This window comes from Vibrio cincinnatiensis DSM 19608 (genome assembly GCF_900167345.1).
GTDB lineage: Bacteria > Pseudomonadota > Gammaproteobacteria > Enterobacterales > Vibrionaceae > Vibrio > Vibrio cincinnatiensis.
This window is the reverse complement of the sequence record NZ_FUXB01000008.1, coordinates 175,566-187,271: the sequence shown is the minus strand read 5'-3', so window position 1 is coordinate 187,271 and position 11,706 is coordinate 175,566. Positions and strand designations below refer to the sequence as shown.

The window sequence follows — 11,706 nt, the reverse complement described above, 5'->3', positions numbered from 1 at the left end:
GAATAAGAGCCACTGTATATCCTAGCTCTTGAAATATTCTGCCCCAATGATGAGAAGTTGCACATGACTCCATTGCTAGAGCAGTTTGCTCTGGTAGTTGGCGGACAGTATCGAGAAGCTTATCTCGCTTTACCTTTCTGTTTGATAAAATTTGTCCATTTGTACCCAGAACACACACTTGGAAGAGATTTTTCGCTATATCAATACCGACAACTTTAATAGACATACTTGTTACTCCTGCTCTTAATGGTTGTACTATTAGTTTGGCACAACGACGCTAGAAGGGAGGTGCGTCCATCACATCAAAGCTTGTTAAGATTAACAAGCCAAAAGGAATCATAGATGAAAGTAATTAGCTTTAATATCAATGGATTAAGAGCAAGACTCCATCAACTCCAAGCCATGATCGATAAACATCAACCCGATATCATCGGCCTACAAGAGATAAAGGTTCACGACGAAGCCTTTCCGATTGAAGAGGTTAAAGCCATGGGCTACCACGTTTATTTTCATGGTCAAAAAGCCCACTATGGGGTTGCTCTGCTTTGTAAACACGAACCGATTAAAGTGATGAAAGGCTTTCCAACCGACAATGATGATCACCAAAAACGGATGATCATGGCTACTTTTCTAGATGAACAAGGGAACCCCCTCACCGTATTAAATGGCTATTTCCCTCAAGGGGATAACATCGCCCATGAAACCAAATTTCCTTATAAGCGCCAGTTTTACCAAGATTTAATGCGTTATTTAACTGAACATCATACCCCTGATGAACAGCTTATTATAATGGGAGATATCAACATCAGCCCGATTGACTTAGATATTGGTATTGGTGAGGTTAACCGTAAACGCTGGCTGAAAACAGGTAAGTGCTCTTTCCAACCCGAAGAACGCGAATGGTTAGCCCGCTTACTCGATTGGGGGTTTGAAGACACGTTTCGTAAACTGCACCCTATGGTCGATGATCAATTCTCTTGGTTTGACTACCGTTCACGAGGATTCGATGATAACCGAGGGTTAAGAATTGATGCCATCTTAGCCACGCCCAGTTTGGCCGCTAAATGTATCGATTCAGGCATTGATTATCCATTAAGAGCCATCGAAAAACCTTCCGATCACGCGCCTATTTGGTCAACCTTTGAGTGAAACATTAACGCTGAATCAACCAAAATAGCCATTAAACTTGTGCCCTACGCGAGATAGAAGAACAGGGCACAAAGCATTATTGCCTAGGGGCTAAATAAGCTAAATATCGTTTTTCTGCCTGCTTAAAGCAAGCAATAACAATGAAGGTTAGCCCCATATAAAATAGCCCTGCGGTTAAAAAAGATTCAAATGGTGCGTAGTGCCGAGAGTTGACCAATCGCGCCACTCCCGTTAAGTCCATAATGGTCACGATTCCGGCCACTGCGCTGCCGTGTATCATAAAAATCACTTCGTTACTGTATGCTGGTAAAGCCCGGCGCAAAGCGCTAGGTAAAATAATCCTTCGATACGTTAACCACGGTGTCATTCCATAGGCCTTTGCCGCCTCTAGCTCTCCTTTATCTAAACCATTAATGGCTCCACGAACAATTTCCGCGGTATAAGCTGAGGTATTAAGAATGAAAGCCACTAACGCACAAAACCATGCATTTTCCCACCAAGTATCTTTCACTGGGAAAAACTGATCCATTCCGTAATAAATTAAATAAAGCTGAACTAATAACGGAGTGCCACGAAAAAAATAAATGTATCCCCAAGCCGGAACCCAAATGATGCCATGTTGACTATTACGAGCAATCGCTAACGGGATCGCAACCATTAATCCAATAATAAGCGATAAACCGACCAACCAAGTTGTGGTCCACAAACCACTAAAGTAAAGGGGGAAACTCTCAACGATGACTGAAAAATCCATCATGACCTCGTATGCATACTGAATTTACGTTCAACTAATTTCAGTAAACCGGTCGATACGCTGGTAAAAAATAAGAAAATAAGAGCAACGGCAAGGTAGAAAGTAAAAGGCATTCTCGTTGAACCTGCGGCCATAGCACTGACTCGAACCATGTCTTCTAATCCAATAATGGAGACCAGTGCTGTGGTTTTTAGCAATACTAACCAATTGTTACCAAACCCGGGCAAAGCATGACGAATCATCTGAGGCAGCAATATTCGGCGAAAAGCTAACGAAGAACTCATTCCGTAGGCTTTTGCTGCTTCCAACTCCCCTTTATCGACCGCCATAATCGCACCTCGGAAAGTTTCAGCCATGTAAGCACCAAATATAAAGCCAATAGTTAGCACACCAGCAATGAATGGGCTAACATCAAGATAATCAGGAAGATAAGAAACCCACTGATGTTCTGAATCAAAATAAGCAAGCCCAGTATTGAGCCATTCATTGATAGAATATAAGCTGTTATTTAATAAGATTTGTCCACCAAAAAAGATCAACATCATGAGTACTAAATCTGGAATACCCCGAATGATGGTGGTGTAGAGTGTCGCTATGGCTCTTGCCCAACGAAAAGGCGCTAACTTGGCTAATGCTCCTAACATTCCCAGCAACATGGCAAATACAAGCGACAAAATAGCCACTTCAATCGTCACAAGAGCCCCTTTTAAAATTGCGGACTCATATCCTTGTAAATCGAGCATAGACTCTCTTCCTAGCTTTGAAATACCAGGAGGTTGGGTACAGCAGTCAGCTAGGGACCAACCACCCGGTTTAGTGATAACCAGCCGATTCCTAAAGCAATCGACTCGCTAATACGGCTTAATCACCATAAACATCATAATTGAAATACTTAGCCGCAATCTCTTGATAGATGCCTTTTTCACGTAAAGAGGCAATAGCTTTATTAAGCTGATCTGTTAGGGTTTTATCTTGTTTACGAACCGCAATGCCAAACCCTTCACCAAACCACTTAGGGTCAGTTAATGAAGGACCGACAAATTCATAAGCTTCTCCCCCCACGTTATTCAATACGCCCTCTTCTAACGCAGAAGCATCACCAAGGACGGCAGAAATACGGCCATTGGCTAAATCAAGATAAGCCTCATCGAAAGAACCATAACGAACGATATTGACCGAACGGCCATAATTGTCCGTCAAATACTTATCGTGCGTTGTGGCACGTTGCACACCGATTCGTACCCCTTTTAACCCTTCTGGAGTAAAGTCCAATCCAGCGCCTTTCTTAGCGATAAACTTATTTGGGATTAATGCATATTTCTCTGTAAAATCTACACGTTTCTTACGCTCTTCTGTAATGGACATCGCAGCAATGATCGCATCATATTTACGAGCCAACAGTGAAGGAATAATGCCATCCCAATCTTGTGGAACGATGCGACATTCCACTTGCATTTCTTGGCATAAGGCATTGGCCATATCCACATCAAAACCACGTAATGAACCGTCCGCTTCAGTCCAACTAAAAGGAGGATAAGCCCCTTCGATCCCAAAACGTACCGTTTGCCACTCTTTCGCTTGAGCAAATCCAGACACTGCCGTTGCAGCAACGGCTGCCATTAATAACCACTTTTTCATTTCCACACTCCTGTGATTGTTTTATTGTGTTACTTATCCTTAATACCACGTCAAGCAAGCGTGATGTTTTCGCCTGCTGCTGTTACTCACTCTGTATAGCCTAGTAAATAGAAGAAATAAACTGCCTCAATCTTTCTGACGAAGGACGAGTAAATAATTGTTCAGGCTCACCCTGCTCTTCTACAATACCTTGATGCAAAAACATAACATGGCTAGAAACATCCCGAGCAAACGCCATCTCATGAGTGACCACTAACATGGTTCTTCCTTCTTGGGCAAGATCTTTCATCACCCCTAAGACTTCTCCAACCAGTTCGGGATCAAGAGCTGATGTCGGTTCATCAAACAGCAAAACCTCGGGTTCAACAGCTAATGCACGAGCGATAGCCGCTCGCTGCTGCTGCCCACCCGATAAATGTCCGGGGTAATAATCTCGGCGTTCATAAAGCCCCACCTTTTTGAGTAAGGTTTCCGCATTAGCAATCGCCTGTTCTTTAGGAACCTTAAGCACATGAACAGGAGCTTCAATCACATTTTCTAATACCGTCATGTGAGACCAAAGGTTAAACCCTTGGAAAACCATAGCTAAACGTGAGCGAATTCGCTGTACCTGTTTATCATTCACGGGGCGCACGTCACCTTGGCGAGTGGTTTTCATCTGAATAAGTTCATTATTTACCCAAATTTCACCAGATGTCGGGGTTTCAAGTAAATTAATACAGCGTAGGAAAGTGCTTTTCCCTGAGCCAGAAGAGCCAATAATTGAAATCACATCTCCTTTGTGAGCTTGCAATGAAATGCCTTTCAGCACTTCATTCTGGCCAAAGGTTTTATGCAGGTTTTTGATATCCAGCGCGGGAACATCACTCATGCGCTTTAACTCCCTGTATTTATTTATATTAAGCAATCCAGCTTCATTTTTTCTACAAATTAGCACTCAAGCTCTCCACATGCAACATGTTATTAACCTGCAAATGAGAGCATATTTAGTTAGATAATATGAGTATTGATTCACGCAGCAGTCGTTTAAGCTGTTCTATTTGTATGACAAAATACGACTGATAAGTAAAAAATAAAAAACAATTTGATAACAAAAATAGCAAGCAGCTCGCTTACAACTTTCAGTAGATAACAATTCTCACATCAAAAAAATACCACTGAAAATTATCCATTCAGTGACAAACGGTAAGAAATGAAAAAAAATTTCACTAAAACTCACGCTATGTTACTGATTTTTCAGTATGTATGTAGTTTTATTTCATATTTATTCTTAAAGTGATCAAGATCAATCACCATAAAGGATTAGAACGTTAAACTCGCTAACCAATAAAAGAATACTCTATATTCATAACGTTGGTCGGTGAAAACTGCATAAAACGATCGTGGTTATGCAACGAATACATGTCGTGTTAGCAAGTTAAATAAAATTCAATAAAAATTTACTAACTTTTATTAATATGAGGAATCTATGTCAGACGTAATCAATAAAGAGCGCTCAGACATCGAGACGAAAAGTTATCAAGAACTGCATCGTCCATCATCTGAGTTTAAAAGCCGCTCCGATTACCTAGATCATGAGTTGCAAATCATGAAGCCACGTCGCTTCGGGTTAAACCTCCCTGGTCGAGACTTTCGTTTTGAGTTGGAAGACTTTGTCCCAGCGTTGGCAGGAACCATTGGCATTATTGCCATGTATTCTGCCGTCAGTATGTCTTGGGCAGAGGGACTCACCCAAACGTGGGATCATATCAATCTCGGGAAAGATTTCGCTATCGAAGTCGCTCGTGTAGAAATGTTATTCCCAGCACTGCTTTTCTGTATTCTCTCCTCTGGTTTTTTTAACCCACGAGCCAACCTTGCGGGTAACCACGGTCCAATGATTCCCCTTATCGGTACCATTGCGCTTGCTGGTGCCCACCCTCTTGCTCTCGCTCTTTTGCTAGGGGTATTTGGACTCATTTTAAGCTACTTTAAAGGGGGCTCCAAACTGGTCAACCTCACCTCGGAGGGAACAGCCGGAGGCCTACTTATCTTCCTCGGTTTTACAGGAACCATGAGCCAGATCACCTCAATACAAGAGTGGGCAACCAGTTTGCAATCTGCTGATATTGCTGCAGGAGAGATGGGGTATATCGGACTCGTCGTTCTGGGAATCAATATTGTTCTGTATGCGTTTCTTGCTAAGATCAACATGCGTTGGTTAGCCATCCCTGTTTGTGCCTTTACTGGATTGCTGCTGGCATTAATTTTTGGTGCCGGATTTGATCTGCAATTTGAAACCCAAACGGGCCTGCCAAACCTTAACCCAGTTTATTGGTGGGGAAGTACAGAACAAGGTTGGATGTTGGGGCTACCCACTATTGAGCATTTCATTGCGTCCTTACCTTTCGCTATTCTTGCGGTAGCGATGTGGTCACCTGATTTCTTAGGTCACCGTATCTTCCAAGAGCTGAACTATCCACGCAAAACCGAAAAAGTATTGATGGATGTCGATGACACAATGACCATGTGTTCTATCCGTCAAATGGTAGGTACATCACTCGGTGGTGGTAATATCACCTCGTCGTGGGGTACGTATATGATCCCAGCCGCGATTGCAAAACGCCCCATTCCTGGTGGAGCCATTATTCTCGGTACATTATGTATCATCATTGCCATTCTTGGTTTCCCAATGGATGTTGCGGTATGGCCTCCCGTTATGCGTATCGCACTACTTGTTGGGGTCTTCCTTCCTCTATTAGAGGCGGGTATGCAAATGGTTAGAGACACAAAAGATTCGCAAGCGGCGGGGATCTGCATCTTTGGTTCAGCCGTTGTAAACCCTGTACTCGCTTGGGCATTGACCATGTTGTTAGATAATAACGGGCTGATTGGTGATAAATCACGGGCAGAAAAACTTTCTTTTGTCGATAAGATTATTATCCCAGGTGGTGTGCTGATTATTTGCCTTGTTGCCATGTTGGCCGTCGGCATGCTCGATAGCCAGTACGGAATCAAAGCTTGGTTGCACTAAGATAAGGATAAACCGGAGTAAACCGGATAAGATCAGAAAATCTGTCTATACTCTCTAGGGACGAAACTTATCATTATTGGGTAGTGTGAATGCACTACCCAAATTTTATCTGTATTTTTTAAGTTTTATTGATTTAGTTTAAGGTTTGCGAATTTTTTTTAGCTTAAATTGACTCTCAACCGGAACCAATGACCATATTTATATTCAAATCAATGTATATATCGATTCGACTATAGATATTGTTATTCATAGAGTGTACTGCCTCCTGTTGCATACAGGATAGCTGGCTCAACGGCGAAACAGTACGTGTTTTTTCTACTAAAAAGGTAGGTATGTCATGGCAGAGCAATTTGCTAAAGCTTGGGAAGGTTTTGTTGCAGGTGACTGGCAAAACGAAGTCAACGTTCGTGATTTTATTCAAAAGAACTACACACCATATGAAGGTGACGAATCTTTCCTAGTTTCTGAAGGTACTGAAGCAACCAATAAGCTTTGGGAAAAAGTAATGGAAGGGATCAAACAGGAAAACTCAACACACGCTCCTGTTGATTTTGATACTTCTGTTATCTCTACCATCACTGCCCACGATGCGGGCTACATCAATAAAGATCTAGAAAAAATCGTAGGTCTTCAAACTGAAAAACCATTAAAACGTGCTCTCATTCCTAACGGTGGTATCCGTATGGTTGAAAGTTCGTGCAAAGCTTATGATCGTGAACTCGATCCTGAAGTGAAGAAAATCTACACTGAATATCGTAAAACTCATAACCAAGGCGTATTCGATATCTATACACCTGAAATTATGGCTTGTCGTAAATCTGGTGTTTTAACTGGCTTACCTGATGCTTATGGTCGTGGTCGTATCATTGGTGACTACCGTCGTGTTGCACTGTACGGTATTGATTACCTAATGAAAGACAAATTCGCTCAGTTCACTTCTCTACAAGAGAAATTTGAAAATGGCGAAGATCTTCAAATGACGATGCAACTTCGTGAAGAAATTGCCGAGCAACACCGTGCACTTGGCCAAATGAAAGTCATGGCTGCAAAATATGGTTGTGATATCAGCCGTCCAGCAGAAACCGCACAAGAAGCGATTCAGTGGACTTACTTTGGCTACCTAGCGGCCGTTAAATCTCAAAACGGCGCAGCAATGTCTCTTGGCCGTACTTCTACTTTCCTTGATGTGTATATTGAACGCGATATGAAAGCGGGCAAAATCACAGAAGAAGAAGCACAAGAGATGATCGACCATTTCGTCATGAAACTACGCATGGTTCGCTTCCTACGTACACCTGAATATGATGAACTATTCTCTGGCGACCCAATCTGGGCAACAGAATCTATGGGTGGTATGGGTCTTGACGGTCGTACTTTGGTTACTCGCACCAACTTCCGTTTCCTAAACAGCCTATACACTATGGGCCCATCACCAGAGCCAAACATCACGGTTCTATGGTCTGAGCAACTACCTGTTGGCTTCAAAAAATTCTGTGCCAAAGTGTCTATCGATACTTCATCGATTCAGTATGAAAACGATGACCTTATGCGCCCTGACTTCGAATCTGACGACTATGCTATCGCCTGTTGTGTATCCCCAATGGTTGTGGGTAAACAAATGCAATTCTTCGGCGCTCGTGCAAACTTAGCGAAAACCATGCTTTACACTATCAACGGTGGTGTGGATGAGAAGCTAAAAATGCAAGTCGGCCCTAAAATGCCTAAAATCACTGATGAAGTGCTTGACTACGCTGACGTGTGGGACAAGATGGATCACTTCATGGATTGGTTAGCAAAACAATACGTCACAGCATTGAACTCTATTCACTATATGCATGACAAATACAGCTATGAAGCTGCGCTTATGGCACTGCATGACCGTGACGTAAAACGTACAATGGCATGTGGTATCGCAGGTCTGTCTGTTGCTGCTGACTCTCTGTCTGCTATTAAATACGCGAAAGTAAAACCGGTTCGTGATGAAGATGGCATTGCTATCGATTTTGAAATCGAAGGTGATTATCCTAAATTTGGTAACAACGATGCTCGCGTTGATGACATCGCTTGTGAATTGGTTGAAGTCTTCATGAACAAAATCCGTTCACTGAACACTTACCGTAATGCAATTCCAACACAGTCTATTCTTACTATTACTTCAAACGTTGTATATGGTAAGAAAACAGGTAACACACCTGATGGACGCCGCGCTGGTGCTCCATTCGCTCCAGGTGCAAACCCAATGCACGGCCGTGATGAAAAAGGTGCAGTTGCTTCATTAACTTCAGTGGGTAAACTACCTTTTGCTCATGCAAAAGATGGTATCTCTTATACTTTCTCTATCGTGCCAAATGCACTAGGTAAAGATGAAGGTTCACAACGTGCTAACCTTGCTGGTCTGATGGATGGTTACTTCCACCACGAAGCTGGTATTGAAGGTGGTCAACACCTAAACGTGAACGTGCTTAACCGTGAAACGCTACTTGATGCGGTTAAACACCCAGAGAAATACCCACAATTGACTATTCGTGTATCAGGTTATGCTGTACGTTTTAACTCTTTAACTGCTGAGCAGCAACAAGACGTTATCGCACGTACTTTCACTGAATCACTATAATAACTTAACGGTTATCCGTTGCACAAAACCTCGCTCTTTGAGCGGGGTTTTTCTTTTTTCTGAGCCATCGACAAAAGAAGCTGTACAGTAGGTGGTAGATTTCCTAGAGCTGACTCCCGAGATAAGACGGTTTCCCCCTATTTAATCCCTACCTTTTGTAATAAAATAACGTTAAACACAGTAAATGAGAGCCGCTTATGTCTACTATTGGTCGTATCCATTCATTTGAGTCTTGTGGTACTGTTGATGGCCCTGGTATTCGATTCATCATCTTTTTACAAGGTTGCTTATTCCGTTGTAAGTATTGCCACAATAGAGATACCTGGGATACCCATTCTGGTAAAGAAGTCTCTGTAGAAGAAATTATTGCTGAAGCCAAATCTTATCGTCATTTTATGAATGCCTCTGGTGGTGGAGTCACCTGCTCTGGTGGTGAATCCATGCTACAACCTGAATTTGTCCGCGATTTTTTTAAAGCCGCCAAAGCAGAAGGTATTCATACCTGTTTAGATACCAACGGCTATATCCGAAAGTACACGCCAGTGATTGATGAAGTGTTGGATGTTACCGATCTCGTCATGTTAGATATTAAACAGATGAAAGATGAGATTCACCAAGACCTAATTGGGGTTTCCAACAAGCGGACCTTAGATTTTGCGCGTTATCTGAATAAAATGGGTAAAACCACGTGGATCCGCTATGTGGTGGTTCCCGGTTATACTGATGATGAAGAATCGGCTCATCTACTTGGGCAATTTATTCAAGACATGGATAACATTGAAAAAATAGAGCTTCTGCCTTATCACAAGTTAGGGGCTCATAAATGGGAAGCGATGGGAGAAAGCTATCCTCTAGACGGTGTTAACCCTCCCAGTAAAGAAACCATGGAGAGTATTGTCTCAGTATTGAAGCAGTACCATCCAAACGTCAAATACTGAGCCTTAACCATAAAAACACTGGGAACCCCCTGGTGTTTTTATTTTCATTCCAACCTCAATTAACCGACAAAGCATCCTCGGCCCCACAAACCACACTGTAAATGACTGTCTTCCTATTTTGATAACATCGAAATTTTAGGCTTTTAACATTAAATCCGTGTTGAGATCATGTTTCAAAATCATCGATTGCTGTTAACCTTATCTTAAGCAAATTGACTAACATGAGTATAGTGAGGCTAGCCATGGAAATGACTAATGCACAACGTCTAATCCTATCGAACCAATATGTTTTAATGTCCCAACTCGACCCCACGAATGCGGATAAATACAAACGCTTACAAACCATTGTTGAACGTGGTTACGAATTGCAAATGTGCGAATTAGACAAAGAATTTGGCTGCTTATCCGAAGCTCAATGCCGTGAAGTGATCGACGTGATGGAAATGTATCACGCTATGCAAGAATCTTACAAAATGCTCGATGATACTCACCGCCAGCATCTTGATGCTCGCCGTCTTAACTTCCTTGGTTATGACATTGCTTCAGAAGCTCAGTTAGTTAACTATGTCCGTTTTCTTGTCAATACAGAAAAACTGTATTCCCACTTTGAGCAAAGCGAACACCACTTTAATAGCCAAATCCCCATGCAGGACAAATATCGCCGGATGCTCACCACATGGCGAAATTGTCCAAGGCAATACCATTTATCTGCCAATGAATTAGCGCAGATCATTAACGCTTAATACGAAAAAGGGAAGCCATCAGCGCTTCCCTTCTATTACCCCCTTGCTAGAGGGCCATTAAAACAAGTAAACCATTCCCAGCGTTCCCATGGTTCCTGCACTACTCCCTACAACAGGGCTTGCAGAGATATCCCCTTCTAAATTGGTATAACGAATACCGCCAGAAATACGAATATTATGTGTGACCGCCCAGTAAGCCGTTGCACCAACAAAATACTGTCCATCCCAATCGGCATCATATTTCTCTAATCCACTACGAGCGGCTTCATGAGCCGAAACGCCATATAGGTGATTATTGAGTTTATCAGAATTATAAGCATAACCAATCGAAGGCGTAATTCCCCAACGTTCAAAACGAATCGGTAAACGCCAAGCTAATTCGCCATAGACACCGTTATGCCTTCCCGCGATATCAGAGCCAATACTGGCTTCCCACATTCCCACCATCGTATAAAGCTGATAACTCACTCTCCCTAACACCGTCGCCTTACGTTTGTCGAGTAAACGAATTTGTGGGTCATCGGAATCAGAAGGCTTCAGTGTTCTTGGGTCAAAGGCAACACGGAACACAATATTCTGCGTTGAGCCTTGTGGAAATAAACGATACCCCGCATCAAAGCCACGTAAGAAGATATGTTCGCCTTCATAGCCGATCACCGGAATGACCGTTCGATTCGATGGCGTATCTTTATAGACGGCAGGGGAATAAGCTGCCGCCACCCCTACCGACCATTGAGACATGTCAGCGTGTGCCACGGAAGAGAACAGCAGGAAGCAAAACAACCATACACGTTTAAGACTAAAATGGGACATATTAACCTGGTATTTATTCTCAATATAATATTGTGTGCGATAAT

10 protein-coding genes and 1 pseudogene are annotated in these 11,706 nt (G+C 42.5%); 5 read left to right on the top strand and 6 right to left on the bottom strand.

What is annotated here, in order from left to right; translation table 11 throughout:
* A pseudogene (locus tag B5D54_RS09465) lies at positions 1-226 on the bottom strand (IS110 family transposase); the annotation flags it as partial.
* A gap of 116 nt (positions 227-342) precedes the next feature.
* Here B5D54_RS09465 and xthA point away from each other — a divergent pair.
* Positions 343-1,149, top strand: a complete 807-nt coding sequence (gene xthA, locus B5D54_RS09460) for an exodeoxyribonuclease III (RefSeq protein ID WP_078926296.1) — start codon at positions 343-345, stop codon at positions 1,147-1,149.
* A 76-nt stretch (positions 1,150-1,225) separates the two neighbouring features.
* Here the strand turns inward: xthA and B5D54_RS09455 are convergent, their stop codons facing one another.
* From B5D54_RS09455 to B5D54_RS09440, 4 genes are all read right to left on the bottom strand, one after another.
* A complete protein-coding gene (locus B5D54_RS09455) occupies positions 1,226-1,903 on the bottom strand; it encodes an ABC transporter permease (protein ID WP_078926295.1) in 678 nt (225 codons plus the stop codon).
* Complete coding sequence (locus tag B5D54_RS09450; RefSeq protein ID WP_078926294.1) at positions 1,903-2,646, bottom strand: ABC transporter permease; 744 nt, start codon at positions 2,644-2,646, stop codon at positions 1,903-1,905. The genes B5D54_RS09455 and B5D54_RS09450 overlap by 1 nt, the downstream gene beginning before the upstream one ends.
* Before the next feature lie 118 nt (positions 2,647-2,764).
* On the bottom strand, positions 2,765-3,541 hold the full coding sequence (locus B5D54_RS09445) for an ABC transporter substrate-binding protein (protein ID WP_078926293.1): 777 nt from the start codon (positions 3,539-3,541) through the stop codon (positions 2,765-2,767).
* A 100-nt stretch (positions 3,542-3,641) separates the two neighbouring features.
* Positions 3,642-4,412, bottom strand: a complete 771-nt coding sequence (locus B5D54_RS09440) for an ABC transporter ATP-binding protein (protein WP_078926292.1) — start codon at positions 4,410-4,412, stop codon at positions 3,642-3,644.
* Between the two features lie 597 nt (positions 4,413-5,009).
* Here B5D54_RS09440 and B5D54_RS09435 point away from each other — a divergent pair.
* From B5D54_RS09435 to B5D54_RS09420, 4 genes are all read left to right on the top strand, one after another.
* The gene (locus B5D54_RS09435; RefSeq protein ID WP_078926291.1) at positions 5,010-6,554 is read left to right on the top strand and encodes a DUF3360 family protein; all 1,545 of its coding nucleotides are present in this window, start codon (positions 5,010-5,012) and stop codon (positions 6,552-6,554) included.
* Between the two features lie 337 nt (positions 6,555-6,891).
* A complete protein-coding gene (pflB, locus tag B5D54_RS09430) occupies positions 6,892-9,168 on the top strand; it encodes a formate C-acetyltransferase (protein ID WP_078926290.1) in 2,277 nt (758 codons plus the stop codon).
* A 197-nt stretch (positions 9,169-9,365) separates the two neighbouring features.
* The gene (gene pflA, locus B5D54_RS09425) at positions 9,366-10,106 is read left to right on the top strand and encodes a pyruvate formate lyase 1-activating protein (protein WP_078926289.1); all 741 of its coding nucleotides are present in this window, start codon (positions 9,366-9,368) and stop codon (positions 10,104-10,106) included.
* Positions 10,107-10,348: 242 nt separating this feature from the next.
* Positions 10,349-10,849, top strand: coding sequence for a YfbU family protein (locus B5D54_RS09420; protein ID WP_078926288.1), 501 nt, complete (start codon positions 10,349-10,351; stop codon positions 10,847-10,849).
* Positions 10,850-10,906: 57 nt separating this feature from the next.
* Here the strand turns inward: B5D54_RS09420 and B5D54_RS09415 are convergent, their stop codons facing one another.
* Positions 10,907-11,662 carry a MipA/OmpV family protein gene (locus tag B5D54_RS09415; RefSeq protein ID WP_078926287.1) on the bottom strand — a complete coding sequence of 252 codons (756 nt, stop codon included), beginning with the start codon at positions 11,660-11,662 and terminating at the stop codon, positions 10,907-10,909.
* Between the last annotated feature and the right edge of the window lie 44 nt (positions 11,663-11,706).

Coding starts and splice junctions, on each gene's coding strand:
- B5D54_RS09450 (WP_078926294.1), bottom strand. CDS start 2,646: ATGCTCGATTTACAAGGATATGAGTCCGCAATTTTAAAAGGGGCTCTT.
- B5D54_RS09445 (WP_078926293.1), bottom strand. CDS start 3,541: ATGAAAAAGTGGTTATTAATGGCAGCCGTTGCTGCAACGGCAGTGTCT.
- B5D54_RS09435 (WP_078926291.1), top strand. CDS start 5,010: ATGTCAGACGTAATCAATAAAGAGCGCTCAGACATCGAGACGAAAAGT.
- B5D54_RS09415 (WP_078926287.1), bottom strand. CDS start 11,662: ATGTCCCATTTTAGTCTTAAACGTGTATGGTTGTTTTGCTTCCTGCTG.
- pflA (WP_078926289.1), top strand. CDS start 9,366: ATGTCTACTATTGGTCGTATCCATTCATTTGAGTCTTGTGGTACTGTT.
- B5D54_RS09455 (WP_078926295.1), bottom strand. CDS start 1,903: ATGGATTTTTCAGTCATCGTTGAGAGTTTCCCCCTTTACTTTAGTGGT.
- xthA (WP_078926296.1), top strand. CDS start 343: ATGAAAGTAATTAGCTTTAATATCAATGGATTAAGAGCAAGACTCCAT.
- B5D54_RS09440 (WP_078926292.1), bottom strand. CDS start 4,412: ATGAGTGATGTTCCCGCGCTGGATATCAAAAACCTGCATAAAACCTTT.
- pflB (WP_078926290.1), top strand. CDS start 6,892: ATGGCAGAGCAATTTGCTAAAGCTTGGGAAGGTTTTGTTGCAGGTGAC.
- B5D54_RS09420 (WP_078926288.1), top strand. CDS start 10,349: ATGGAAATGACTAATGCACAACGTCTAATCCTATCGAACCAATATGTT.